The organism is Bradyrhizobium sp. 6(2017) (assembly GCF_011058295.2).
In the GTDB taxonomy this organism is placed as follows: Bacteria; Pseudomonadota; Alphaproteobacteria; order Rhizobiales; family Xanthobacteraceae; genus Bradyrhizobium; species Bradyrhizobium septentrionale.
This window is the reverse complement of record NZ_CP049289.2, coordinates 7,033,181-7,056,678: the sequence shown is the minus strand read 5'-3', so window position 1 is coordinate 7,056,678 and position 23,498 is coordinate 7,033,181. Positions and strand designations below refer to the sequence as shown.

Annotated in this window: 27 protein-coding genes; 15 read left to right on the top strand and 12 right to left on the bottom strand. The window is 65.2% G+C overall.

All coding sequences use genetic code 11. The annotated features are described in order from the left end of the window. Positions 1–35: 35 nt before the first annotated feature. From G6P99_RS33465 to ilvC, 7 genes are all read left to right on the top strand, one after another. Complete coding sequence (locus G6P99_RS33465) at positions 36–1,811, top strand: acetolactate synthase 3 large subunit (protein ID WP_029078831.1); 1,776 nt, start codon at positions 36–38, stop codon at positions 1,809–1,811. Positions 1,812–1,825: 14 nt separating this feature from the next. Continuing rightward, complete coding sequence (locus G6P99_RS33460; protein WP_029078830.1) at positions 1,826–2,812, top strand: threonine dehydratase; 987 nt, start codon at positions 1,826–1,828, stop codon at positions 2,810–2,812. 21 nt (positions 2,813–2,833) lie between these two features. Next, positions 2,834–3,376, top strand: coding sequence for an acetolactate synthase small subunit (gene ilvN, locus G6P99_RS33455; RefSeq protein WP_016841057.1), 543 nt, complete (start codon positions 2,834–2,836; stop codon positions 3,374–3,376). Positions 3,377–3,379: 3 nt separating this feature from the next. After that, the gene (locus G6P99_RS33450; protein WP_029078829.1) at positions 3,380–4,075 is read left to right on the top strand and encodes a class I SAM-dependent methyltransferase; all 696 of its coding nucleotides are present in this window, start codon (positions 3,380–3,382) and stop codon (positions 4,073–4,075) included. 35 nt (positions 4,076–4,110) lie between these two features. After that, positions 4,111–4,989, top strand: coding sequence for an EamA family transporter (locus G6P99_RS33445; RefSeq protein WP_029078828.1), 879 nt, complete (start codon positions 4,111–4,113; stop codon positions 4,987–4,989). 7 nt (positions 4,990–4,996) lie between these two features. Continuing rightward, on the top strand, positions 4,997–5,605 hold the full coding sequence (locus G6P99_RS33440; protein WP_165125043.1) for a LysE family translocator: 609 nt from the start codon (positions 4,997–4,999) through the stop codon (positions 5,603–5,605). A gap of 150 nt (positions 5,606–5,755) precedes the next feature. After that, on the top strand, positions 5,756–6,775 hold the full coding sequence (ilvC, locus tag G6P99_RS33435) for a ketol-acid reductoisomerase (RefSeq protein WP_029078826.1): 1,020 nt from the start codon (positions 5,756–5,758) through the stop codon (positions 6,773–6,775). Between the two features lie 157 nt (positions 6,776–6,932). On the opposite strand, the gene G6P99_RS33430 is transcribed toward ilvC, so the two are convergent. Both G6P99_RS33430 and G6P99_RS33425 read right to left on the bottom strand, forming a co-directional pair. Continuing rightward, positions 6,933–8,039 (bottom strand): DUF2336 domain-containing protein, encoded by a 1,107-nt coding sequence (locus G6P99_RS33430; RefSeq protein WP_165125040.1) that lies wholly within the window; start codon positions 8,037–8,039, stop codon positions 6,933–6,935. Positions 8,040–8,327: 288 nt separating this feature from the next. After that, positions 8,328–9,347 (bottom strand): adenylate/guanylate cyclase domain-containing protein, encoded by a 1,020-nt coding sequence (locus G6P99_RS33425; RefSeq protein ID WP_029078824.1) that lies wholly within the window; start codon positions 9,345–9,347, stop codon positions 8,328–8,330. Positions 9,348–9,520: 173 nt separating this feature from the next. On the opposite strand from G6P99_RS33425, the gene G6P99_RS33420 reads away from it, so the two are divergent. Together G6P99_RS33420 and G6P99_RS33415 are read left to right on the top strand one after the other, a co-directional pair. Then, positions 9,521–9,874, top strand: coding sequence for a lysozyme inhibitor LprI family protein (locus G6P99_RS33420; RefSeq protein ID WP_245284540.1), 354 nt, complete (start codon positions 9,521–9,523; stop codon positions 9,872–9,874). A 28-nt stretch (positions 9,875–9,902) separates the two neighbouring features. After that, positions 9,903–10,136, top strand: coding sequence for a hypothetical protein (locus G6P99_RS33415; RefSeq protein ID WP_029078823.1), 234 nt, complete (start codon positions 9,903–9,905; stop codon positions 10,134–10,136). 22 nt (positions 10,137–10,158) lie between these two features. Here G6P99_RS33415 and G6P99_RS33410 read toward each other — a convergent pair whose 3' ends face one another. Then, positions 10,159–10,779 carry a hypothetical protein gene (locus tag G6P99_RS33410; RefSeq protein ID WP_035976313.1) on the bottom strand — a complete coding sequence of 207 codons (621 nt, stop codon included), beginning with the start codon at positions 10,777–10,779 and terminating at the stop codon, positions 10,159–10,161. A 109-nt stretch (positions 10,780–10,888) separates the two neighbouring features. Here G6P99_RS33410 and G6P99_RS33405 point away from each other — a divergent pair, with 109 nt between their 5' ends. Beyond that, on the top strand, positions 10,889–11,602 hold the full coding sequence (locus G6P99_RS33405) for a TetR/AcrR family transcriptional regulator (RefSeq protein ID WP_029078822.1): 714 nt from the start codon (positions 10,889–10,891) through the stop codon (positions 11,600–11,602). Positions 11,603–11,771: 169 nt separating this feature from the next. After that, positions 11,772–13,484, top strand: coding sequence for a sulfatase-like hydrolase/transferase (locus G6P99_RS33400; RefSeq protein ID WP_029078821.1), 1,713 nt, complete (start codon positions 11,772–11,774; stop codon positions 13,482–13,484). Positions 13,485–13,489: 5 nt separating this feature from the next. Here G6P99_RS33400 and G6P99_RS33395 read toward each other — a convergent pair whose 3' ends face one another. From G6P99_RS33395 to G6P99_RS33385, 3 genes are all read right to left on the bottom strand, one after another. Beyond that, a complete protein-coding gene (locus G6P99_RS33395; protein WP_029078820.1) occupies positions 13,490–15,052 on the bottom strand; it encodes an ABC transporter permease/substrate-binding protein in 1,563 nt (520 codons plus the stop codon). Then, complete coding sequence (locus tag G6P99_RS33390; RefSeq protein ID WP_029078819.1) at positions 15,049–15,837, bottom strand: ATP-binding cassette domain-containing protein; 789 nt, start codon at positions 15,835–15,837, stop codon at positions 15,049–15,051. Before G6P99_RS33390 ends, G6P99_RS33395 begins: the two co-directional genes overlap by 4 nt. A 158-nt stretch (positions 15,838–15,995) precedes the next feature. Continuing rightward, positions 15,996–16,211 carry a hypothetical protein gene (locus tag G6P99_RS33385; RefSeq protein WP_029078818.1) on the bottom strand — a complete coding sequence of 72 codons (216 nt, stop codon included), beginning with the start codon at positions 16,209–16,211 and terminating at the stop codon, positions 15,996–15,998. Positions 16,212–16,440: 229 nt separating this feature from the next. Here G6P99_RS33385 and G6P99_RS33380 point away from each other — a divergent pair, with 229 nt between their 5' ends. From G6P99_RS33380 to G6P99_RS33365, 4 genes are all read left to right on the top strand, one after another. Then, positions 16,441–17,277, top strand: coding sequence for a hypothetical protein (locus G6P99_RS33380; RefSeq protein WP_029078817.1), 837 nt, complete (start codon positions 16,441–16,443; stop codon positions 17,275–17,277). A 118-nt stretch (positions 17,278–17,395) separates the two neighbouring features. Beyond that, entirely contained in the window at positions 17,396–18,106 is a 711-nt protein-coding gene (locus G6P99_RS33375; protein ID WP_245284539.1) for a hypothetical protein, read from the top strand. Between the two features lie 42 nt (positions 18,107–18,148). Then, positions 18,149–18,421, top strand: coding sequence for a DUF3551 domain-containing protein (locus G6P99_RS33370; RefSeq protein ID WP_414645442.1), 273 nt, complete (start codon positions 18,149–18,151; stop codon positions 18,419–18,421). Positions 18,422–18,540: 119 nt separating this feature from the next. After that, positions 18,541–18,828, top strand: coding sequence for a DUF3551 domain-containing protein (locus tag G6P99_RS33365; protein WP_029078814.1), 288 nt, complete (start codon positions 18,541–18,543; stop codon positions 18,826–18,828). 13 nt (positions 18,829–18,841) lie between these two features. Here the strand turns inward: G6P99_RS33365 and G6P99_RS33360 are convergent, their stop codons facing one another. The 6 genes from G6P99_RS33360 to G6P99_RS33335 are packed head-to-tail and all read right to left on the bottom strand — an operon-like array spanning position 18,842 to position 23,474. Further along, positions 18,842–20,041: an FAD-dependent monooxygenase gene (locus tag G6P99_RS33360; protein WP_029078813.1), complete on the bottom strand. Its 1,200-nt coding sequence runs from the start codon at positions 20,039–20,041 to the stop codon at positions 18,842–18,844. 14 nt (positions 20,042–20,055) lie between these two features. Beyond that, the gene (locus G6P99_RS33355) at positions 20,056–20,451 is read right to left on the bottom strand and encodes a hypothetical protein (RefSeq protein ID WP_029078812.1); all 396 of its coding nucleotides are present in this window, start codon (positions 20,449–20,451) and stop codon (positions 20,056–20,058) included. Positions 20,452–20,474: 23 nt separating this feature from the next. Continuing rightward, the gene (locus G6P99_RS33350; RefSeq protein WP_029078811.1) at positions 20,475–20,669 is read right to left on the bottom strand and encodes a hypothetical protein; all 195 of its coding nucleotides are present in this window, start codon (positions 20,667–20,669) and stop codon (positions 20,475–20,477) included. 27 nt (positions 20,670–20,696) lie between these two features. Next, on the bottom strand, positions 20,697–21,290 hold the full coding sequence (locus tag G6P99_RS33345; RefSeq protein WP_029078810.1) for a 3-phenylpropionate/cinnamic acid dioxygenase subunit beta: 594 nt from the start codon (positions 21,288–21,290) through the stop codon (positions 20,697–20,699). Positions 21,291–21,321: 31 nt separating this feature from the next. Further along, on the bottom strand, positions 21,322–22,128 hold the full coding sequence (locus G6P99_RS33340) for an SDR family NAD(P)-dependent oxidoreductase (protein ID WP_029078809.1): 807 nt from the start codon (positions 22,126–22,128) through the stop codon (positions 21,322–21,324). After that, positions 22,125–23,474, bottom strand: a complete 1,350-nt coding sequence (locus G6P99_RS33335; protein ID WP_165125037.1) for an aromatic ring-hydroxylating oxygenase subunit alpha — start codon at positions 23,472–23,474, stop codon at positions 22,125–22,127. Before G6P99_RS33335 ends, G6P99_RS33340 begins: the two co-directional genes overlap by 4 nt. Positions 23,475–23,498: the final 24 nt, after the last annotated feature.

Genomic DNA, 23,498 nt, shown 5'->3' with positions numbered 1-23,498 from the left:
AAGACGCGCAAAAACAAGCGCATCCGGAGCGAACCATGACCGACAAGAGCCACGATCCCAATCAGATGACCGGCGCCGCGATGATCGTGCGCGCGCTCATCGATCACGGCGTGCAGCATGTCTTCGGCTATCCCGGCGGTGCGGTGCTTCCGATCTATGACGAGATTTTCCAGCAGAGCGAGGTCGAGCACATCCTGGTCCGCCACGAGCAGGGCGCCGGCCATGCCGCCGAGGGCTATGCGCGCTCGACCGGCAAGCCCGGCGTGGTGCTGGTGACGTCGGGCCCCGGCGCCACCAACATGGTGACGCCGCTGACCGACGCGCTGATGGATTCGATCCCGCTGGTCTGCATCACCGGTCAGGTGCCGACCCATCTGATCGGCAACGACGCCTTCCAGGAGTGCGACACGGTCGGCATCACGCGGCCCTGCACCAAGCACAACTGGCTGGTGCGCGACGTCAACGACCTCGCCAAGGTGCTGCATGAGGCCTTCTACGTCGCCACCACCGGCCGGCCGGGCCCGGTCGTGGTCGACGTGCCGAAGGACGTGCAGTTCGCGACCGGCACCTATCATCCGCCGCGCAAGTCGGACGTGCACATCTCCTACACGCCACGCGTGAAGGGCGACGCGACCCAGATCCGCAAGGCGGTGGCGCTGCTCGCCAATGCCAAACGTCCGGTGATCTATTCCGGCGGCGGCGTGATCAATTCGGGCTCCGAGGCCTCGCAACTGCTGCGTCAGCTGGTGGAGGCGACTGGCTTCCCGATCACCTCGACCCTGATGGGGCTGGGCGCCTATCCGGCGTCGGGACCGAACTGGCTCGGCATGCTGGGCATGCACGGCACCTACGAAGCCAACATGACCATGCATGATTGCGACGTCATGCTGTGCGTCGGCGCGCGCTTCGACGACCGCATCACCGGCCGCACCGACGCGTTCTCGCCGGGCTCGAAGAAGATCCACATCGATATCGACCCGTCCTCGATCAACAAGAACATCCGCGTCGACGTGCCGATCATCGGCGACGCCGGCAACATACTCGGCGACCTGCTGCAGGTGTTCAAGGCGGAAGCCAAGAAGCCCGACATCAAGGCGTGGTGGCAGCAGATCGCGCAATGGCGCGCGCGCAAGTCGCTGTCCTACAAGAAGAACAACGATATCATCCTGCCGCAATATGCGATCCAGCGCCTGTTCGAGCTGACCCGCGGCAAGGACACCTACATCACGACCGAAGTCGGTCAGCACCAGATGTGGGCCGCGCAGTTCTTCGGCTTCGAGGAGCCGCACCGCTGGATGACCTCCGGCGGTCTCGGCACCATGGGCTACGGCCTGCCGGCCGCGGTCGGCGTGCAGGTGGCGCATCCGCACAGCCTGGTGATCGACATCGCCGGCGACGCCTCAGTGCAGATGACGATCCAGGAGATGTCGACGGCGGTTCAGTTCGAGCTGCCGATCAAGATCTTCATCCTGAACAACCAGTACATGGGCATGGTGCGGCAGTGGCAGCAGCTATTGCACGGCAACCGGCTGTCGCATTCGTACTCGGAGGCGCTACCTGATTTCGTCAAGCTCGCCGACGCTTATGGCTGCGTCGGCCTGCAGGCGACCAAGCCGTCCGATCTCGACGGCGCGATCAAGGAGATGATCTCGATCAAGCGTCCGGTGCTGTTCGACTGCCGCGTCGCCGCGCTGGAGAACTGCTTCCCGATGATCCCGTCGGGCAAGGCGCATAACGAGATGCTGCTGCCGGAAGAAGCCACCGATGAGGCCACTGCGAGGGCCTTCGCGGGTGGCAAGGCGCTGGTGTGAGGTGAGGACGGATCATGTTTGACCTCGACGAGCTCGAGCGCGCGCACAGGATCGTCGGCACCGCGGTGCCGGCGACGCCGGCGCATGCGTGGCCGCTGCTGGCTGAACGGCTCGGCACCGAGGTCGTGGTCAAGCATGAGAACCACACCCCGACCGGCGCCTTCAAGGTGCGCGGCGGGCTGGTCTATCTCGAATGTCTGAAGCGCGAGCGGCCGGATGTGCCCGGCATCATCTCGGCAACACGTGGCAATCATGGCCAGAGCATCGCCTTCGCCGGGCGTCGTCACGGCCTCCCGGTGACGATCTACGTGCCGCAAGGAAACTCGGTCGAGAAGAACCGTGCGATGGTTGCGTTCGGCGGTAACCTCATCGAGTACGGCAACGATTTTCAGGAGGCCCGCGAGGAAGCCTATCGGCGGGCCGAGCGCGATGGCCTGCACATGGTGCCGGCGTTCCATCCGAACATTGTCCTTGGCGTTGCCACCTACGCGCTTGAGCTGTTCAGGAGTGCACCCGATCTCGACATTCTCTACGTCCCGATCGGGCAAGGCTCGGGCATTTGCGGCTGCATCGCGGCGCGCGACCTGCTCGGACTGAAGACCGAGATTATCGGCGTGCAGTCGGCCGCGGCGCCGTCCTACGCGCTGTCGTTTGCTGCGCGCACCGTGGTGAGCACCAACAGCAGCAACACGCTGGCCGACGGCATGGCGACCCGCAATCCCGACGCGGCTGCGCTGGCGATCATGCTCAGAGGGGCCTCGCGCATCGTCCAGGTGACGGATGACGAGATCGCTACCGCGATCCGCGCCTACTGGACCGACACCCACAACCTCGCCGAGGGCGCCGGTGCCGCGCCGCTTGCGGCTGCGCTGCAGGAAAAGACCAGGCTCGCCGGCAAGCGGGTCGGCCTGATCCTGAGCGGCGGCAATATCGATTTCGATCTGTTCCGGACCTGGATCGGGACGGATGCCACGCCGGCCGCCCAGCGGGCGGTGGCGTGAAAAGCATGTAAGGGGACGACCATGAACCAGCCCGCATCCGCCTACTTCCTCGAAGAGCGTCACGATCCCAACGAGACGCACACGCTGTCGGTGCTCGTGCAGAACGAGCCCGGCGTGCTCGCGCGCGTGATCGGGCTGTTCTCCGGCCGCGGCTACAACATCGAAAGCCTTACCGTCTCGGAGACAGAGAGCCAGAAACACCTCTCGCGGATCACGATCGTCACCACGGGCACGCCGATGGTGATCCAGCAGATCAAGCATCAGCTCGACCGCATGATCCCGGTCTACCGCGTCGTCGACATGACGCTGACCGGCAGCTCGATCGAGCGCGAACTTGCGATGGTCAAGGTGAGGGGCGGTGGCGATCACCGCGTCGAGGCGCTGCGGCTGGCGGATGCGTTCCGCGCCCGGGTGATCGACGCCACGACCGAGAGCTTCGTGTTCGAGATCACGGGCAACTCGTCCAAGATCAGTCAGTTCATCGACCTGATGCGCCCGCTGGGGCTGGTCGAGGTGTCACGAACCGGGGTGGCCGCGATCACGCGCGGGCCGGAAGGGATGTGAATCATGTTGGCGCGCGACTGGTACTACACGCAACGGCGGCAGGTCGGTCTCGATACCGCGGTGGCCTCGATCTATGACGTCAGCGAGGACAGCGACGTCCGTGCCCGTCAGGCGCTGGCCATGCTCGGCGCCAAGCCGGGCTGGCGGATCGCCGATATCGGCTGCGGCAACGGCGTGCTGGCGACCGAGGCGGCGCTGATGGGCGCCGAGGTCGACGCCATCGACATCTCGCCGGCGATGATCGGGCTCGCCGAAATCTATGCGCGCGACCGCAAGGCGAAGATCCGGACCCAGCCGGCCGGCCTGTTGTCCTTCGCCTATCAGCCGAATTCCTACGATCTAATCGTCAGCGAGTTCACGCTGCATCATTTGCCCGACTTCTGGAAGGCGGTGGCGCTGTCGCGGATCTTCAACGCGCTGAAGCCCGGCGCGAACTTCTATCTGCGCGACATGGTGTTCGTCAGCATGCCCGACGGCGTCGATCGCGATGTCGAAGGGTGGGCCGATTTCTCGATCAAGAATCACGATTTCGAGCGCGAAAGCGTGATCACCCACATGCGCGACGAATACTCGACCTTCGGCTGGGTGATGGAGCGCATGCTGACCGAGACCGGCTTCACGCTGGTCTCCGTCGATTACCACGCGCCGCTGCACGGTACCTACCTGTTGCGCAAACCGATGCCGGACCAACAAATCTAGATCCCGGCCGTAACGGAAGCAAAAGAAGAACAACAATGAAGCCGGCCGATGTTGGCATCGCCGTCATGGTCGCGGTGATCTGGGGGCTTGCGTTCGTCGCAAGCCGGATCGCGCTCGATGAGTTGCCGCCCGAATTGATGACGGCGCTGCGCTTCGGCATCGCGGCCCTGCCGTGCCTGTTGCTGCGCAAGCCGCGCCAGGTCTCGTGGCCGCTGCTGATCGGAATCAGCCTCACCTTGTTCCTCGGCCAGTTCCTTGCGCAGTCGATCGCAATCGCCCATGGCGTGCCGGTCGGGCTCACCAGCGTGATCGTGCAGAGCCAGGCGCTGTTCACCATCGGCTTTGCCGCGCTATTGTTCGGCGAATTGCCGTCGCGGCCGCAGACCGCCGGCATCGCCATCGCCGCGATCGGCCTGCTGATGATCTGCGGCACTGTCGGCTACGATTTCAGCGTCACCGCCTTTGCCATCCTGATGATCTCGCCGGTCTCGTTCGCAGTCGGAAACCTGCTGCTGCGGCCGGCGCAGGGCGCGCGCATGTTCGACCTGTTCGCATGGCTGTGCCTGTGTGCGGCGGTCCCGTTGTTCGGCCTGTCGCTGCTGACGCTGGGCGCCAAGCCGATCTGGCAGGCGCTGTCGCATCTATCGCCGTCCGGCATTGTCTCCATGCTGTTTGTCGGCGCCATTTCCACCAGCATCGCCTACTGGCTTTGGGGCCGGCTGCTGCGGGATTATCCGGCGGCGCAGGTGGTGCCGTTCGCGCTGCTGGTGCCGTTCGTCGGCTCCGCCGCCTCCAGCGTCGTGTTCGGCGAGAAGTTCGGGCCGCTGCGGCTGGCCGGCATGGTCACTGTCATCGCCGGCATCGCCGTGATGTTGCTGTCGAAGCGGCCAAAAACGCTGCCGAAAGTCGCGTGAGGGCACCATGTCGAATTCGCTGCTGTTCGCCTTTGTCGTGTTCGCGGTCGTGATGTTCTTCACGCCGGGTCCCAACAACATCATGCTGCTGTCGTCGGGGCTGACCTACGGCTTCCGCCGCACCGTGCCGCACATCGTCGGCATCACGGTCGGCTTCGCCTTCATGGTCGGGGCGGTCGGGGTCGGGCTCGGTGCGGTCTTCATCGCCTATCCGGTGCTGCAGACGATCCTGAAATATGGCGGCGTGGCCTATCTGGTCTATCTCGCGGCCGTCATCGCCATGGCCGAGCCGCCCTCGGCGGACAAGGACGACAGGGGCGGCCGCGGCCCGATGACGTTCTGGGGCGCGGCCCTGTTCCAGTGGATCAACGCCAAGGGCTGGGTGATGGTGATCGGCACCATCACGGCCTATGCGGCGATTGCCGCTTTCCCGTGGAACATCGCGATCCAGGTCGGCCTGAGCCTGATCCTGGGGACGGTGTCCTGCGTCGTCTGGGCCTTGTTCGGCACCGCGCTGCGGCCGATCCTGACCTCGCCCCGGGCGATCCGTGCCTTCAACGGAGTCATGGCCATCCTGCTCCTGGCCTCGCTCTACCCGGTCTTCATGGACGCATGATGCCGCACCGCGCCATGCGAGATGGGGGTTTCCCCTGAGGGGAAAAATGCTCTAGACAACGCCGGAAATTTGCGGGCGCCCGGCGGTTCTGACCTTCCGAAAGCCTGATTCATCGGCCGATTTTGGCCCCCTTCAAACGAGGAAACCACGATGCGAGTTTACTACGATCGCGATGCCGACCTGAACCTGATCAAGGGCAAGAAGGTTGTTATCGTCGGCTATGGCAGCCAGGGCCACGCCCATGCGCTGAATCTGAAGGATTCCGGCGTCAAGGAAGTCGCCATTGCGTTGCGCAAGGGCTCGGCCTCGGCCAAGAAGGCGGAAGCCGCCGGCTTCAAGGTGATGGAGGTCGCCGAGGCCGCCAAGTGGGCCGACCTCGTCATGATGCTGACCCCGGACGAACTGCAGGGCGACATCTATCGCGAGCACCTGCACGACAACATGAAGAAGGGCGCGGCGCTCGTGTTCGCCCACGGCCTCAACGTGCACTTCAACCTGCTCGATCCGCGCGCCGACCTCGACGTGCTGATGATCGCGCCGAAGGGCCCCGGCCACACCGTGCGTTCGGAATATCAGCGCGGCGGCGGCGTGCCCTGCCTGATCGCGATCGCCAAGGATTCGTCGGGCAACGCCCATGACCTCGGCCTCAGCTACGCCTCGGCGATCGGCGGCGGCCGCGCCGGCATCATCGAGACCACCTTCAAGGAAGAGTGCGAGACCGACCTGTTCGGCGAGCAGGTTGTGCTCTGCGGCGGCCTGGTCGAGCTGATCAAGGGCGGCTACGAGACGCTGGTCGAGGCCGGCTACGCGCCCGAGATGGCCTATTTCGAGTGCTTGCACGAAGTGAAGCTGATCGTCGACCTGATCTATGAAGGCGGCATCGCCAACATGAACTACTCGATCTCCAACACCGCCGAATACGGTGAATACGTCACCGGTCCGCGCATCGTCACGGCCGAGACCAAGGCGGAGATGAAGCGCGTGCTCGCCGACATCCAGGGCGGCAAGTTCGCCCGCGACTGGATGCTGGAGAACAAGGTCAACCAGACCTCGTTCAAGGCGACCCGCGCCAAGCTCGCCCAGCACCCGATCGAGGAAGTCGGCGCCAAGCTGCGCGACATGATGCCCTGGATCAAGAAGGGCGCGCTGGTCGACAAGACCAAGAACTAAGGCTGACGCGTAGGGTGGGTTAACCGAAGGCGTAACCCACCATTTGCGCCGCGGCGGGAGAAGTGGTGGGTTACGCTTCGCTAACCCACCCTACGCACCGAATCGAAAAGGGTGGGCGCGTTGCCCACCCTTTATTCAGAACGAACGTCAGCGGCAGTTAACCGGCCGCGATCGGCTGCTTCTCGATTCTGTTGTGAAGCTGCCAGAACCGCACGGTGCGCTGCGCGGTCTCCAGCGACAGCCGCCGGTAATCGCGTTGCGCGATCTCGAGCGTTGCGTTGTCGATCGAATGCGGCAGCGGCCGCTTGCGCAGGATGCTTTCGACCGTCGGCCAGTTCAGCCGCGCCGAGCGGCACGGGATCAGGATCAGGTCCGAGCGCAGCCCGAGCATCAGGCGTTCGATCATCGCGATCGGCATGTCGTTGAGCACGGCGAGCGCGACCGTGACCTCGTCGAACTTGCCGGATTCGGCGAATTTGTAGACGGCGGCGTCATCGAGCTCGTTCAGCTGCTTCATCAGCTTGACCAGCTCTTCGGCGATGCCGTAGTTGCGGCGCGGAGCGGCGGCCTCTTCCTGCGCGATGTCGTTCAGTACCTGGCTGATCTCCTCGCGCGCCCTGGGCGACGCGATCGCGAGCAGGCGGGCGCGCACCGCATCCTTGGCGCGCTGCAGCAGGTCGCGCAGCAGCTTGGCTGGAATGTCGATGCGCAGCCCGAGGATCTCGACCAGCTCGTCATCGCCTTCGGCGCGGGCGACGATCGAGGAATAGCCGTTGTCGGAGAACTGCGCGCCGGCGTTGTTGGCGAGCCGCCGGATCACTCTGTCCTCGCCGCGGTCGATGATCACGTCGGTGACGGAAGCGGGCAGGTTTTCCCGCGCCGAGATCGCGAACAGATGATCCTGTCCCTTGCTGCTCGCGATCTCGCGCAGTGCGTCGCTTGAGAGGCGGCTGGAGTGGGTCAGCACTTCGCCCGCGACGCCGATGTCGTCGTCCCAGGCGAGGTGCTGAATCACCTCAAACGGCGCGTAGTCGAGCGGCGCGAGCCGCTTGCTGAGCTCGGCGCGCGCACGCGTCTCGACGCGCGCGACGAGCAGGCAGAGCACGTCGTCGAACACCTTGACCTGTTCATCGTTGAGGCGGTCGCCGTCGTTCAGGAACAGATCGGTGACTTGCCGCAGCGTCTGCACGCGTTTGGCGGATGTTCCGTCCCGGACCGCATCTTCGAGTTCGGCAATAATCGATTGTGACGCCTGTTGCGCCATCGATGGGCAACCTTGTTTTTGTTGAATGACACCTGATCTGCACCATGCAGGGCGCGGTCTTACACGTGCGTTAAGGTGGAACCCGGTGCAAATACGGGTGCATCGCATCCTTAACAGGGCGCGACCGGACACGATGCAATTTGCGCTTTCGACGGAGCCGTCGGAGCTAGAGCTTCGGTTCTGATTGAATCAGAACCGAAGTTCTAGCTTCTTGTTTTGACGCGTTTTCTTCACGCGAACCGGTGCCCACTTCGCTCGAAAGCGCTCTAATGCGCATTAAGGGATTATTTAGGACGACGCACGCCGCGCGACGGCAAAGATGTCGATCGATGCGGCGCGCCCGCGCAATTGGGTCGAGCCGAGCGGCTCGATGACGAAATCCTGCTCCGAAGGCAGCAGGCGAAGCAGCTCGCCCGAGATCAGCAGCGGCCGGCCGGCCTCCTTGCAATGCGCCTGCAGCCGCGCCGTGACGTTCACGGTGTCGCCGAAATAGGCGATCTGTCGCCGCGAGTCCCCGCATTCGCCGATCACGACCGGACCGGCGTGCATTCCGGCCCGAAACGAGGGCACCACGCCGAACTCCTTGCGGTAGTGATCGGCCCGCCTGGCCAGGCGGTCCTCGATCGCGAACACGCAGTCGAGATAGCGCCGCGATGTCTCGTCCGCACCGGCCGGCCATGTCACGATGACCTCGTCGCCGACATAGGCATGCACCTCGCCGCCATGCGCCACGATGGCGCCGTCGATGTCGGAGAAGAAGCGGGTCAGCAACTGCTGCACCCGCAGCTCGCCCATCGCTTCCGCCAGCGAGGTCGAGCCGACCAGGTCGAGAAACAGCAGCACGCGCTCCTCGCGCACCGGCTGGCGGTAGCGTCCGAGCACGACGCTGAGCAGCGTCCGCCCGCCGATCATCCGGACCAGCTCGTAGATCGTCGTGACCGGGATCGACATCAAGAGGCCGACGCCGATGATCTTCAGGAAGGTGTCGCGAATCCACTTCGCCTCGAGCCCATGCCCGTACAGGATGATCTCCAGCACAATCGCGGCGATCGCGACGACGACGGCCAGGATGACGGAGCGGACGATCAACTCGACAATCAGCGGCTGTCGTCGCAGCCAGCTGCCGCGCGCGACCAGATAGAGATGTGTCGCCCAGAGGGTCAGGCTGATGGCGGCGCCCTCGACGGCACTGCGCGCATAGTTCGCGACGGAGGCCTCGTCGGACTCGTCGAAGGCGTAGCGGAACAGCCCGCCGACGAGCAGGCCGAACACGGCCAGAACGATCGCAGGCGTCACCGCGCGCCGCATGGTCCCTCCACATCCATGAAATATCCTGCGCGGATCGGGAAGGCTAGCGGTTGCACGGCGCGGTCGGGGTGAACGGGATACGCTGCAGCGGCACTAATGTATGGTTCGATCGCGGGGATCGATCGGAAAGGGACGGCGGCATGAAAACGGTGTTTAAGCTAAGGCCTCTGATCATGGCCGTTTTCGTCACCGCCCTCGCTTCGGCGGCTCATGCCGGCGACCAGGGCGATCCCGAGCAGTCTTGCGGCGGCAACACCTACCAGATGGTCGAGTGTCTGAAGGCCAAAACCGCGCAATGGGACAAGCGGATGAACGTCGCCTATCAGCAGGCGCTGAAGGATGCCGCCGGCGACAAGCAGCGCGAGCAGCTCCGCACCGCGCAACGGCTGTGGATCCAGTACCGTGACGCCAACTGCCTGTATTACGACCTCGGGGAGGGCACCATCGCCCGCCTCGATGCCGGCGAGTGCATGCGCAGCATGACCGAGACCCGGGCCAAGGAACTGGAGAATCTTGGCCATCAGTGAGCCATGTTCCGGAGTCACGACCGCGGTCATGAGCGACGGAAAAAACCAGGACGAACTGACCCAGCTTGCGGAGGCGGCGCTGCGCGCCCAGCCCGGCTGCGAGACCGCGCGCGTGCCGACGGTCGCCGCGCTGCCCGATGCGCAGATCGGGCGCAACTGGGAGATTCCGAACGTCGTGCTCGGCGACAGTTTGATCAGCGACGTCGATCGCGCGGTGCTGTCGGTTCATCGCCAGCTCGGCCGCAAGTTTCACCTTGTGTGAGGGGACCTGATCCGGTCGTGCCTCAGCTCGCCTGTGCCGGGCGTGGCGCGGGCCGCGCGGCCATGCTGATCATCCTGAGCGCGAACACGACGGCAAGCGGCACCAGGAACAGCGCGTAGAGCGGCATCTCCGGAATCCGCTTGCCGAACGAGACCATGAACTGCAGCTGCAGATAATAGCCGCCGGCCAGGTGCAGCGTGCGCCAGGCGCGCGGACCCAGCATCGCAGCCGTGCGATCGAACGAGGTCGCGGTCAGCGCGATGATGACGACATAGCCGATGCCGCCGAAGACGTACGACACCACCGAGGTCGCGGCCGCGAAGCCTGCCGGATCGAGCACCGCGAACGCGGCGATCGCGACCGCATGGATGGCGTGCGAGGCCGCGAAGGTGACGCCGACATAGCGGCGATTGCGGCGCTGCCAGTGCGTCCAGGCGTTCGGCCAGAGCCGCGCCAGCGCGGCAGCCGAGAAGGCGAGGCAGAACAACAGCAGCGAGGTCCGCGCCGTGAAGCGGATCACCATCCGCACGCCCTCGACCTCGAACTGCCGCATCGCGGCGATCCAGATCGAAAGCCCGATCAGGGTCAGCGTGAGCAGGCCGAACAGCCGCCAGCCCTCGAACCAGTTTCGACCCGTCGCCATATCCCGCCTCCGCTGTTGATGTAATCACCAGTTACATGTCGCGGGTGCGGGAGGTCAATCTGTGTAATCGGTGCTTACATTCACAAGCGGGTGATGCTAGAGGTGCGCCATGCGCCGTCCCGCCAAGAGATCCCCCAGCAGCCAACCTGCCGGACGCCGGTCGTCCAAGCCGCGTCCAGCGCGGGCACCGGCGGCCAAGCCCTACCACCACGGCGACCTCCGCCGGGTCCTGATCGATGCCGCCATGCAACTGGTCGGCGAGGGCGGGCCGGAGGCGGTCAGCGTGCGCGAGGCCGCCCGCCGCGCCGGGGTCTCGCCGGGGGCGCCGTTCCGGCATTTCCCGAGCCGGGACGCCCTGATGAACGCGGTGGCGGAGGAGGCGCAGCGCCGCTTCCGCGCCGAGATCGGGGCGGCGCTGGCCGAGGCGCCGCCGGGCGATCCGCTCGGCCGCTTCCGCTGCCTCGGGATCGCCTATCTGCGCTGGGCGATGAAGAACCCGACCCATTTCGAGATCATCTCCAGCCGCCGCTTCTTCGACCACGACCGCTCGGCTGGCGTCTCCAGCGACAATGCCGAGCTGATCGGCCTGACCGAGCGCACGCTGGCGGAGGCATTTGCGGCCGGTCAGCTCGCAGCGCGCGACCTCAAGCAGGTCCAGATCGCCGGCCGCGCGCTGGTTTATGGCTTTGCGCGGATGCACATCGACGGTCACTTGCCGCGCTGGGGTGTCGGCGAAACGGAGGTCGAACAGATGGCCGCGGCCATCGTCGATCTCTTCATTGCCGGCATCGCGGGGAGCGCGGCACCTGCGGCCAAGGTCTAAGCCGCGCGCTGCCGGCCACGGCACACCCGGGCGGGTAAATTCATTGCGCGTTCATGACGATTCAAATACGGTTTTATGACACGGCGCAGACACCGGCTGTGCGGTGTGCCTCCTGGCCATTGCCAGTCAAGGCCGTGCCATTGCGCCGGGTTTGTATTGCGTCCCGCCCATGGCGCCCGCGCCTCAGCAAAACTCTTCCGTTGCCGCGCTCGCCGGCGGTCTCGTCGCGCTCGGCATCTGGCGCTTGATGGCGGTCGCCGCGCCGCATCTCGGCGCGCTGATCCTGATGCTGCGGACCGAGACCGATTTCGGCTCGCGGTTCTGCTTCCTGCTCACCTGGGGAATTCTCAACTTCCTGTTCATCGCGCTGCTGCGCCGGCCGGCGCTGTCGGGCGCGCTGTCGCTGACGCTGGTCGTGGTGCTGGTGCTGCTGTCGCGGTTCAAGCACGACGTGGTGCAGATGACCGCGAACTTCGTCGACCTGATGGTGATCGACCGCGACACCGCGGCGTTCCTGCTCACGATCTTCCCGAACCTGCGCTGGTCGATCATCGGTGCCGGCCTCGTCACGCTACCCTTGATGTACGCGCTGTGGTGGCTCGATCCGTTCCGCATCCGCCGCCTGCCGGCCGCGGCCGCCTGCCTTGCCTGCACGGCAGCGCTCTCGGGCTATGCCTTCGCCTGGCCCGATGAAGCCTGGCGCGGCTATTACGACGACGGCTATCTGTCGAAATTCGCGCGCTCCGGCGTGACCGCGGTGTCCGACTTCGTCGCCTACGGCTTCATGGAGTCGGATCCAACCGCGAGCGAGCAGCTCAAGGTGCCGCTGGTCGACGCCTGCCATCCCGCCGGGCGGCGGCCGAACATCATCATGATCCATGATGAATCGAGCTTCGACATCCGTGCCGCCTCCGGCATCAAGGTGCCGCCGGGCTATGGCAGCCAGTTCAAGTCCTATGACGGCGTCGAGCGCAAGTTCCTCGCCGAGAGCAATGGCGGGCCGAGCTGGTTCACCGAGTACAACGTGCTTGCGGGATTGTCGTCGCGCTCGTTCGGCCGCTTCTCCTATTTCGTCACCCGCATCGCATCCGGCCGGGTCGCGCGCGGTCTGCCGCTGGCGCTGCGGCGCTGCGGCTACGAGACGCTCTCGCTGTATCCGGCGTTCGGCGCCTTCATGAGCGCGCGCAACTTCCAGACCACGACCGGCATCCAGCAGTTCTACGATGCGCATGATCTGCATGCCAAGGACGTCGAGCCCGACAGCTTCTTCTACGACAAGGCGCTGAAACTGATGGCGGAACAGAAGACATCAGCCACGCCGCTGTTCACCTTCGTCTATCTCGCCGCCAACCATTTCCCGTGGGAGACCAAGTTCCGTCCCGATCTGCTGCCGTCATGGAAGCAGCCGGGCAACACGCCGTCGGTCGACGAATATCTGCGCCGGCAGGCGATGAGCGCCACTGACTACGCCGGCTTCGTCGCGGCGCTGAAGAAGAAGTTCCCGGCGCAGCCGTTCCTGATCGTGCGCTATGGCGATCATCAGCCGGAGTTCTCGCCGCAGCTGCTCGATCCCAAGCTCGACGAGGCCGGCATCGGCAAGAAGCTGATGGATTACGATCCGCGCTACTACGCGACATATTACGCGATCGACGCCGTCAACTTCGAACCGGTGAAGAGCCCGGCGGTGATGGACACGATCGACGCCGCCTATTTGCCGCTGGTGATCCAGGAGGCCGCGGGCATTCCGCTCGATCCGTCGTTCGAGGAGCAGAAGGCCATCATGCTTCGCTGCAACGGCGCGTTCTATTCCTGCAAGGACGGTGCGGAAGCGCGCCGCTTCAACCGCATGTTGATCGACGCCGGGATCATCAAGGGACTTTAGCGATCCTACGATTTTCCCCCGACCTTCTCCCACAGCCAGCGCGCCACGACGTCGGGCGACGATGATGCGTCATTGCCCGACGCGCGCAGGTTGGCCTCGCGCATCTCGGCGATGCCGATCTTGCCGAGCAGCGGCCGCAGCGCGGCCTTGAAGGCCTCGTCGTCGCGCCGCTTTGGCGACAGCAGCACGATCGCGTCATAGGGCGGGATGGCGTGCCTGTCGTCCGCGAGCGTGACCAGGTCGTATTTCGCGATCAGCCCGTCGCTGGTGTAGCCGGCGATGACGTCGACCTCGCCGGAGGCGACGGCGGCGTACATGAAATCCGGCTGCATCTGGCGCTGGGCGCGGAACGTCAGGCCGTAGGCCTTCTGGATGCCGGCCCATTCCGGCCGCGAGAAGAATTCATAGTCGCCGGCGATCGACATCGTCGGGGCGCGCGACGCCAGATCGGCGATCGAATGGATGCCGAGCTGGTCGGCGCGCTTCCTCGGCATCACCAGCGCATAGGCATTCTCGAAGCCGAGCTCGCCGAACAGCGTGATGTCCTGCTTCGCCAGCGTCGTCTTGAGCTCGCCCAGCAGCTCGGCGCGCGGCTTGATATCGGTGTGGTGGAACTGGTTGGCCCACAGCGTGCCGGAATAGTCGATGTAGACATCGATATCCCCCGATGCGAGCGCGTCGAAGATCACGTTGGAGCCGAGACCGGCGCGGGTCGTGGCCGAAAGGCCGGCCGCCTGCAGCCGCTGCGCGATCAATGCCGACAGCACATATTGCTCGGTGAAGGTCTTGGCGCCGACGACGTAGCGCGCCTGCGGACGCGCGATCGCCGGAACCAGCGTTGCCGCGATCAGGGCGGCGATGCCGAGCCCGCCGAGCGCGGTCCGGATCCGGCTGCGGTTGCGCAGGCCGTTCTCGATCAGCGCCAGCAACTGGTCGACGACCAGCGCGAGCACGGCGGCGGCGAAGCAGCCGAACAGCACGAACACCCAGTTCTGGGTCTGCAGGCCGGCGAAGATGTAATTGCCGAGGCTGGTCTGGCCGATTGGCGTCGACAGTGTCGCGGTGCCGATCACCCACACCGCCGCGGTGCGGATGCCTGCCATCATCACCGGCAGAGCCAGCGGCAGCTCGACCATGGTGAGCGATTGCCCCGGCGTCATGCCGACGCCCTGGGCGGCCTCCAGCACCGCGGGATCGACGCCCGACAGTCCGGTGATGGTGTTGCGCAACACCGGCAGCATCGAATAGAGCGCCAGCGCCAGCACGGCGGGCAGGAAGCCGAAGGCGGAAAAGCTGAAGCCGAGCCACGCCGCCGTCAGCGCGGCGAGCGCCAGCAGCAACGGATAGAACAGCGCGAGCAGAGCGAGGCCGGGTACGGTCTGCACGATGCTGGCAAGCCCGAGCAGCGCGGTGCGCAGCACCGGCCGGTTGCGGGCCACGATCGCGAGCGGCAGGCTGATCAGAAGTCCGAGCGCCAGCGCGGCGACGCTGACCCGCACATGATTGCCGAGATAATCGGGCAGGTGGGCAAGCGCCTCGCTCCAGCGCGGATCGGTTGACAGGCTCATGCCGCGCCGTCCCGCGGCAGCAATGCGCCCAGCCGCTCGGCCTGTCGCCGCGGCGTGCGCATGAGTTCGCCGACATAGCCGTCGGTACTGGCCGTGAGCTCAGCCGGCGTGCCCAGCGCAAGCAGCCTGCCGCCACGCATCACCGCGACACGATCGGCAAGCAGCAGCGCCTCGGTCATGTCGTGGGTGATCATGACCGTGGTCAGGCCGAGCTCGCGGTGCAGGGTTCGATAGTCGTCGCCGAGCGCGTCGCGGGTCAGCGGATCGAGCGCGCCGAACGGCTCGTCCATCAGCACGATGCGCGGCTTCGCAGCCAGCGCACGCGCGACGCCGACGCGTTGCCGCTGGCCGCCGGAAAGCTCGTGCGGCAGACGGTCGCGATATTGTGAGCGGTCGAGCCGCACGAGGTCGAGCAGTTCGTCGATCCGCGCCGAGATCTCCGGCTGCGGCCAGCCGAGAAGTTTCGGCGTGATGCCGATATTGCCGGCGACGGTGAGATGCGGAAACAGCCCGCCGCTCTGGAAGACATAGCCGATGCGGCGCCGCAGCAGGATCGGGTCGATGCGACTGACGTCCTCGCCCTCAACGGCGATGTTGCCGCGGTCGGCTTCGATCAGCCGGTTGGCGAGCCGGAGCAGCGTCGTCTTGCCGGAGCCCGAGCCGCCGACAACAGCCAGGAATTCGCCCTCGGCCACGTCAAGCGAGACGTCGTCGACCGCCACCACGCGACCATCGTCAAAACTCTTGCCGACATGCGCGTAGGCAATCAGCGGCGTTGCGGGCATTCCAGTGCAACCTCATGTCTCACCATCGTGAACGACAGTGATAGCCCATAAAACGGACTTTGACTTGAGGCGCAGGCGGCTGCGCCGCGTGGTCCCCGCAGGCTGTTCCAGTCGGGCAACTGAAGTGGATCAGCCCCTTCGGGGGCTGTGAGCATACATCACACTTCGTTCTTGGGTACGTATTTGCCCATGATGCACTTATAACTCTGCAGGTGCCATTCGTGATATGGCCCCTTGGCGAGCCAGTCGGCGATGCCGATTTGCGCATGCACTGCGCAGGCTCCCATGGTGATGCCGGATTGGTCACTGGTGGTAACGACCTTTTCCATACAGAGCTGAGAATTGCAGAGGATGGCGACGAGCGTAACGAGCATGATAGCCTTTATCGGTGGGGTTAACCCGGTCTGTACCGACTCATGCAGGGTTCATGCCACTATCAGCAGCCTTGACGCCGCGACCGGCAAGACCGGGAAAGTACGGCTGGAGCGAATCACCGCGTCCGCCAGCGCGTAGCCGCACGCGCGCAGATACGCTATAGTTGCCGCCCAACTACGACGTGAGATCGGGGCCAGCGAGGGACGTTGCGCGGTCGGGGCTGCATCGATGATGACGTTACCTGAGTTGGCGGCAGGTGCTTTGGAGAAGTTTCTCGCAACGCATGTGAGCCGCACCTTTGGAGCTTCGCAGGCGCGCTTCGGCGAATTGCTGCCGGCCGCCGCTCGCATCGCGCTGGAATGCATCGGCAACAGCGATGCGCTCTATCACAATGTCGAACATACGATGCTGGTCACGCTGGCCGGGCACGACATCATCCGCGGCCGCGCGCTGCACACCCACGTCACCGCCGAGGACTACACCCACACGATCATCGCCTGCCTGACCCACGACATCGGTTATGTACGCGGCCTGCTGAAGGGAGATGGGCCGGACGGCTACGTCATCGATGCCTCCGGCAAGAAGGTGGTGCTGCCGCGCGGCTCGTCGGATGCGGGCCTGATGCCGTATCATGTCGACCGCTCCAAGCTGTACGTGCTTGATAGACTCGAGGCCGTGCTTCCGCTCGATCGCGAGCGCGTCGCGCGCAACATCGAGGGGACGCGCTTTCCGGCGCCCGAAGGCCAGCAATATGACGATGAGGCGGCGATCGTCCGGGCGGCCGATTTCATCGGGCAGCTCGGCGATCCCAACTACATCAGGAAGGCCAACGCGCTCTATCACGAGTTCGAGGAAGTCGGCATCAACCGCCAGCTCGGCTATGAATCGCCGGCCGATATCGTCGACCGCTATCCGCAATTTTACTGGAACATGGTTGCGCCGCACATCCAGGGCGCCATCAACTGCCTGAACATGACGGCAAGCGGCCGCCAGTGGATCGCGAACCTCTACAGCAACGTGTTCCGCGCCGAGCGCGAGGTCACGCTGTCCGGCCCGCAGATCTGACGCCAGGGCCGCGGCCTTTCAGCACGGATCGCCCTGTATTCCCCCATCGGTTGCGGGGCGTCCACATTTAGGCCTGCTTCATCGTTGCACAGTCCGTGGAAATCGGCGACCCTGCGCCATGGACTTCTCCAACGACCGTGTTCTCGACCGTTTCAGCATGATCTCCCGTTTCGCTCAACTGATTGCGACTGCCATCGTCTGCTGGCCTGCGCTCGCTGTTGCCGCCGGCCCGGTCTACGACGTCGATCTCTACGCGCTGATGTCGGGCACCTGCCGCAATGTCACCGTCGCGGGCCGCAGCTATAGCTGCAAGGCGGTGGCCTATTTCCACACCCTGCGCGGCCGTTCCGAATTCACCGTGGTGCTCGACGATCCCGCCGACAAGAGCCACATCATCTCGTTCTCCGGCGAGAGCACCGAGCGCACCCAGGACAATCTGTTCGAGCTTGCGGTCGACCGCATGCTGCTGAAGTCGAGCGACCGCCCGCGCGTCGACGGCCTGCCGGTGCCCCTGGTCGAGATGTCGACGGGCTCTTGCCGCCAGGTCGGAAGCTTCATCACGCGGCAGGTGTCCACCATCACCTGCGCCGCCACCGACCAGAACGGCAAGAAGTACGAACTGAGCTTCGAGTCGGATGGTTCGCCAATGACGCTGCGCCGGTTGCGGCAATCAACGCTGCCGTCGGAACGGCAACGGGCGCGCCAGATCGCGCAGCTCGAATGCCGTCTCAAGGCGCGCGCCGCGCAAGTGCTGCCGCGGGACACGACGGCCTTCATGATCCGCTGTCTCGGCGAAGACGACAGCAAGCCGGCAGACGGCCAGCGATAATGCCCGGCGCTCCGGATCAGGCGTGAGGAGAACGCGATGCGCATGAAATTCACCATCGCCGCAGCCCTTGTCACCGCGGTCGTTGGCGTGTGCATCGCCGGGCCAGCCGCCGCACAAAGGTACGATCCGAACTATCCGGTGTGCATGGAAGTCTATGAGGGCAGGATGACGCCCGAGTACATCGATTGCAGCTTCACATCGCTTCCGCAGTGTCAGGCAACGGCCTCCGGGCGATCGGCGACATGCTCGGTCAATCCCTTCTACAAGGGTCCAAAAACAGCGCCGAAGAAGGGGCAACGCCAACGCACGGAGTAGCACGCCCGGGCACTGGCATATTGTTCGCCCGTGCCGGCCCGCATGGCGGACGCTTCGCCGGTGCTGTTGACACACTCCGGCAGTTGCGTGGAAACCTTCCGGACGACAAGGAGAGACCGATGCGCCTGAAACTGTTCGCGATCGCCGCATGTGCGGTCGCCGCTTTTGGTGGTGTGCTTGCCGGACCTGCCGCCGGGCAGGCCTACGATCCGAACTATCCGGTGTGCATGCATGTCTATGGCGGCCGGTTCGGCGGAAACTACATCGATTGCAGCTTCACCTCGATCCCGCAGTGCCAGGCGGGCGCATCGGGCCGTGGCGCGATGTGCTCGGTGAATCCTTTTTTCGCCCCGCAACCGCCCCCGAAGCGCCGGGCGCATCGCGGACGGCATTATCGCGCTTACTGACGCGGGAGCGCCGTCAGACCGGCACGTTTAGCGCGTCGTAGGTGAACAGCCAGTCATAGCGCTCGCGCACCCGGTCCGGCTGCCATTCGCGCGAGACATAGGCATCGGCGCCTTCGGCGTCAGCGAGCGCCGGATTATGGAAGCGCTTGGCATTCTCGGCTGACTTCACCACGATCGTATTGGTCCGCGCGAGCCGCGCGGTCTGGTAGCGCTGCAGCGCCTCTTCGGGAGGGAAGCGTTCGAGGCAGCGCGCCAGCACCATGCCGTCCTCGATCGCCATGTTGGCGCCCTGGGCGAGGAACGGCAGCGTCGGATGCGCGGCGTCGCCGAGCACGCAGGCGCGTCCGACGACGAATCGGTCGAGCGGATCGCGGCCGAGCAGTGCCCATTTGTAGGGTACATCGAGGTTGTCGATGATGCTGTGGATTTCCGGATTCCAACCGGTAAAGGCGCCGCTGCAGGCCTCGCGCGTGCCGCGTTCGGTCCACGACTCCACAGACCAGCTCTCGCCCTCGAAAATGCCGACGAAGTTCAACAGCTCGCCACCGCGCACCGGATAGGTGATGACGTGGCCGCCGGGACCGACCCAGTTGGTGCCGACGTCGCGCCTGAGGCGTGCCGGCAGCCGTGCCATCGGCACCAGGCCGCGCCAGGCGGCGACGCCCGAGAAGAACGGTTTTGTGTTGCCGCCGATCTGCCGGCGGATTTCCGAGTGCACGCCGTCGGCGCCGACCAGCACGCCGCCGCGGTGCTGTTCGCCATTGGCGAGACGCAGCCAGATGCCGTCGCCGTCCTCGTCAAAACCGGCGCAGCGGCTGTCGAGATGCAGCCTGCCAGGCGCGCGTGCGTTGAACGCGTCAACCAGCACGCGGTGAAAGTCGCCGCGATGCACCATCCAGTAGGGCGCGCCATAGATCGCGCGCGAGGAGGCGCCGAGATCGAACAGCTTCCAGGTCCGCCCGGTGCTGAACAGCCTGATCTCCTTGCCGGAGGGCTCGCAGGCGATCGCCTGCATCTCCCGTTCGAGGCCGAGCGCAATCAGGACGCTGGTGCCGTTGGCGCTGAGCTGGACGCCGGCGCCGAGCTCGCGCAGCTCGGACGCCTGCTCGAAAATCTCGACCTCAATGCCTCGCTGCAGCAGCGCCAATCCTGCGACGAGGCCGCCGATCCCGGCGCCGGCAATCAGGACTTTTGGTGTGCGTTGTTCACTCACGCTCTATGCCGCCGTTATCTGCGCGTGATCAGGAAGTCGTCGGTGAATTCGCCGCGCGACAGCTTGACCGGAATCTCGCCCTCGCTGCCGATCTCGACGATTTCCGAGCCGGACTTGTTATCCTCAGGCGTCAGCAGCTCGATGCGCTCGGCGATCCGCTGCGCCTGCCAATCCGTCAGCTTCCAGGCAAAGCGGCCACCGAGATCGCGCATGCCGAATTCGTCGTCGGCCGGGGCCAGCACCAGCGCGTTGCGCGAGACGGCACCGGGAATCCGCTCCGCCACGGCAATGGTTTGCGGGCTCTCGGCAAAGCGCCGCAACAGTTTTGCCAGCGCGGCGAGATCGGCGGCTTCGCCGAGGAACAGGAACAGCGGATGGAAATCGCTCGGCATGTATTCAAAGCGCAGCATGATCGATTATCCGTTGGCCGGAGCTACTCGCTGAGTACCTTGATGACATCCTGGGCGTGGCACAGCTCCACCATGCCGACGTCGCCGGGACGGGCAGGGGAGTCCAGATAGCGCACCTGCAGCCACTGCCCATCGTCCATGTTCTCCACCACCTCGGCGACGACGCCGGCCTCTAACTTGAGCCGCGTCCCGACCTTGATCGCCGTCACGTCAATCATCGCTTCCCTTGCTTTCCTTGGCCTCGCTCAGAAGAACGTGGTGAGATTCTTGGCCAGCAGGATGTTCTGTTCAAGCAATATCTCGCGCCTTGCGATCTTCCAGCCAAGGTCGGTCAGGCGCAGCGTGTCGTTGCGGCGGCCGACGAAGATGTAGGTCTCGTACTCGACGCGGTTCTGGTAGACGAGGAAGCGGCTCGCGACATCGAGCTCGCGCGCCGCATCGATATCCGGCCGCGCGCCCTTGATCTGCACATTGCTGACCATGTGGGTGATCCGCGACAGCGGCTCCTCGGCATAATGCACGCCGGTCAGGATCTGCTCGACCCGCTTGGTCAATGTCCACTTGTCCTCGTCGAACCAGCTGATGCCTTCGCCGCGTCTGGTGTTCTCGCGCGCGGCCTGCTGGCCGAATTTCACATTGCGCCGGATCGGCATGAAATAGCTGATGTCTTCGGTGAGCAGATCGAGCCAGTCGCGGAAGCGCCGGTCATCGAGCAGGTCGGCCTCGCGGTAGTAGAAATCCTCGACATCGGCCTTCAGCCGGTAGTAGGCCGCCGAACGTTCGATCGTGGCGTTCGAAGCCTGCGCTTGTCTGTCCTGATCCTGAACGGTTGTCGTCATCGGTATCTCCTCATCAGGCATCGCTGACTTGTCAGGACGCCGGCTTGGGCGGGATCGGCCCGCCCTGCTGGGCGAAGCAGCCGACATCGATCACGGTGCCGGACAGCGTCTCGGCATCCGGCGACAGCAGGAACGCCACCACATTAGCGATGTCGTCACCGGCGGCGACGCGGCCCGCGGCGGTGCCCGACGCGCCCTTGCCGAAGCGCGCCGCATCGCCGCCGGCACGGCCGAGGCTCATGCCGCTGACGATCCCACCGCCTCCGGGGATGACGGTGTTGACGCGGATGCGCTGGTGGAAGAAGTCGTAGGCCATCGCCGCGCTGAGCGCGACAACGCCGCCCTTGCTCGCGCTGTAGACCGCCATGTTCGGCTTGCCCCAGCCGGCGCCGGATCCGATGTTGACGATCGAGCCGCCGCCTTGCGCGATCATGTGGGGGATCGCGGCGCGGCTGGTCAGATACGGTCCCTTCAGGTTGACAGCGATGATGCGATCGAACAGCGCCTCGTCGGTGTCGAGCACGGTGCCGAGCGGGCCGATCGCCGCGTTGTTGACGACGCCGTCGATGCGGCCGAACCGCGTCATGGCGTGCGCGACCACCCGCGCGACGTCGCGAGTCTGCGACACATCGGCTTCCATCAGTTCGGCCGAGAGGCCCTCGCGATCCAGCTCCTCGCGCAGGGCCGGAATGGCGTTCTGCGCGGTGCTGGAGACCTGCGGCGCCTCGAGGCCGAACGCCACCACTGCATGGCCGCGCCTGGCGAGGCCGAGCGTGATGGCGCGGCCGATGCCGAAGGTGCCGCCGCTGACGAGGACGGTTTTTCGGGGCGCGGTCATTCTGCGGCCTGCCGGTTGCTTGCGGGCGATCCAAGCAGCTCATGCCAATCGCCGCCCTGCATGTAGGTGGTCCAGCGGCGGTAGAAGCCGCGTGCAATCTGCTCGGTGACTTGGGTCGAGACATCGCCGCCGAGCGGATGGTCGCTCGTGTAGGCGCCCATCGATTGCTGATAGTTGAACGGGTAGCGCCGCGCGACCGTGCCGGTGCTCGCGGCGGTGGCATAGAGCCAGTTCTCCATGTCGTCCTGCTCGGTCATGCCGGCCGGGCCGGAGTAGCGCATGTAGTAGTGGCGCAGATAGTCCTTGGCTTCCTGCGGCGCGTCCTTGTCGACCAGGAAGAAGCGCCAGCCTTCGGTCGAGGTCGGGCTGTGCGGATGCCAGGCGCACAATCCGCGCGGCTGGCGGCCGTGATAGGACGTGTTGGGGAAGATCGTGCCGACGAACGGCAGCAGCCGCGCGCCTTCGCCGAGCCGCCGCTTGCGCTCCTCGAAGCAGTGCCGGAAGTATTTTTCCAGGATCGGATTGTCGAGGAAGGACTCGGTATATTCGTTGGCCTCCGGCTGGATCGCGCTGTGCACGCCATGGCCTTCCGGAAAGCTGATCCAGACGTGCTGCGCTTTCTCCAGCTCGTCGTCGCGGCGGCCCTTCTTGCCGGCGGCGGCGCTCGGGCCGATGCCGATCAGGTCGACCGAGCGGTGGCTCGGATTGTGATAGGTGTCGCCGAGGAAATTCTCGGCGGCGAATTTCCAGTTGGCGGGGAACACCCATTTGTGGACGCCGATCACCTCGGAGCCGCCCTCGCGGCCGTCGCGGCAATCGAGCGCCTGGTCGAGATGGATCCTGGCGTCGCCGAGATAGGTGATGAAGTCGGGCGCATCCTTGTCCCAGGTTGCCCAGATCGAGCCCTTGTAGTTGCAGAGCTTCGCCACCGAGACCAGCGAATTGGCCTCGCGGTCGAGCACGCCGTCATAGAGCGTCCGGTGCAGCGGAACGCCTTGCAGCTTGCCGTCGGTGGTGTAGGTCCAGCTGTGATAGGGGCAGGTGAACAGCGACGTGTTGCCCTGCTCGTAGCGGCACACCTTCATGCCGCGGTGCCGGCACGAATTCAGGAAGACGTGGATCTCGCCTTTCTTGTCGCGGCATAGGATGACCGACTCCTCACCCATCCGCGAGGTGTAGAAATCGCCGGGATTGGGCACCAGGCTCTCGTGACCGACCAGGAGCCAGGCGCGGGTGAAGACCTTGTCGAGCTCCTGCCGGTAGATATCGGCGTCCACGAAGATCTCGCGGCTGATGAAGCCACCCTTGACGTCAACAAGCTCTTTGAAATCGTTGCGAAGCGGCATCGGCTTCTCCTTGTCTGGTTTGCG

Coding starts and splice junctions, on each gene's coding strand:
- G6P99_RS33465 (WP_029078831.1), top strand. CDS start 36: ATGACCGACAAGAGCCACGATCCCAATCAGATGACCGGCGCCGCGATG.
- G6P99_RS33460 (WP_029078830.1), top strand. CDS start 1,826: ATGTTTGACCTCGACGAGCTCGAGCGCGCGCACAGGATCGTCGGCACC.
- ilvN (WP_016841057.1), top strand. CDS start 2,834: ATGAACCAGCCCGCATCCGCCTACTTCCTCGAAGAGCGTCACGATCCC.
- G6P99_RS33450 (WP_029078829.1), top strand. CDS start 3,380: ATGTTGGCGCGCGACTGGTACTACACGCAACGGCGGCAGGTCGGTCTC.
- G6P99_RS33445 (WP_029078828.1), top strand. CDS start 4,111: ATGAAGCCGGCCGATGTTGGCATCGCCGTCATGGTCGCGGTGATCTGG.
- G6P99_RS33440 (WP_165125043.1), top strand. CDS start 4,997: ATGTCGAATTCGCTGCTGTTCGCCTTTGTCGTGTTCGCGGTCGTGATG.
- ilvC (WP_029078826.1), top strand. CDS start 5,756: ATGCGAGTTTACTACGATCGCGATGCCGACCTGAACCTGATCAAGGGC.
- G6P99_RS33430 (WP_165125040.1), bottom strand. CDS start 8,039: ATGGCGCAACAGGCGTCACAATCGATTATTGCCGAACTCGAAGATGCG.
- G6P99_RS33425 (WP_029078824.1), bottom strand. CDS start 9,347: ATGCGGCGCGCGGTGACGCCTGCGATCGTTCTGGCCGTGTTCGGCCTG.
- G6P99_RS33420 (WP_245284540.1), top strand. CDS start 9,521: ATGGCCGTTTTCGTCACCGCCCTCGCTTCGGCGGCTCATGCCGGCGAC.
- G6P99_RS33415 (WP_029078823.1), top strand. CDS start 9,903: ATGAGCGACGGAAAAAACCAGGACGAACTGACCCAGCTTGCGGAGGCG.
- G6P99_RS33410 (WP_035976313.1), bottom strand. CDS start 10,779: ATGGCGACGGGTCGAAACTGGTTCGAGGGCTGGCGGCTGTTCGGCCTG.
- G6P99_RS33405 (WP_029078822.1), top strand. CDS start 10,889: ATGCGCCGTCCCGCCAAGAGATCCCCCAGCAGCCAACCTGCCGGACGC.
- G6P99_RS33400 (WP_029078821.1), top strand. CDS start 11,772: ATGGCGCCCGCGCCTCAGCAAAACTCTTCCGTTGCCGCGCTCGCCGGC.
- G6P99_RS33395 (WP_029078820.1), bottom strand. CDS start 15,052: ATGAGCCTGTCAACCGATCCGCGCTGGAGCGAGGCGCTTGCCCACCTG.
- G6P99_RS33390 (WP_029078819.1), bottom strand. CDS start 15,837: ATGCCCGCAACGCCGCTGATTGCCTACGCGCATGTCGGCAAGAGTTTT.
- G6P99_RS33385 (WP_029078818.1), bottom strand. CDS start 16,211: ATGCTCGTTACGCTCGTCGCCATCCTCTGCAATTCTCAGCTCTGTATG.
- G6P99_RS33380 (WP_029078817.1), top strand. CDS start 16,441: ATGATGACGTTACCTGAGTTGGCGGCAGGTGCTTTGGAGAAGTTTCTC.
- G6P99_RS33375 (WP_245284539.1), top strand. CDS start 17,396: ATGGACTTCTCCAACGACCGTGTTCTCGACCGTTTCAGCATGATCTCC.
- G6P99_RS33370 (WP_414645442.1), top strand. CDS start 18,149: ATGAAATTCACCATCGCCGCAGCCCTTGTCACCGCGGTCGTTGGCGTG.
- G6P99_RS33365 (WP_029078814.1), top strand. CDS start 18,541: ATGCGCCTGAAACTGTTCGCGATCGCCGCATGTGCGGTCGCCGCTTTT.
- G6P99_RS33355 (WP_029078812.1), bottom strand. CDS start 20,451: ATGCTGCGCTTTGAATACATGCCGAGCGATTTCCATCCGCTGTTCCTG.
- G6P99_RS33350 (WP_029078811.1), bottom strand. CDS start 20,669: ATGATTGACGTGACGGCGATCAAGGTCGGGACGCGGCTCAAGTTAGAG.
- G6P99_RS33345 (WP_029078810.1), bottom strand. CDS start 21,290: ATGACGACAACCGTTCAGGATCAGGACAGACAAGCGCAGGCTTCGAAC.
- G6P99_RS33340 (WP_029078809.1), bottom strand. CDS start 22,128: ATGACCGCGCCCCGAAAAACCGTCCTCGTCAGCGGCGGCACCTTCGGC.
- G6P99_RS33335 (WP_165125037.1), bottom strand. CDS start 23,474: ATGCCGCTTCGCAACGATTTCAAAGAGCTTGTTGACGTCAAGGGTGGC.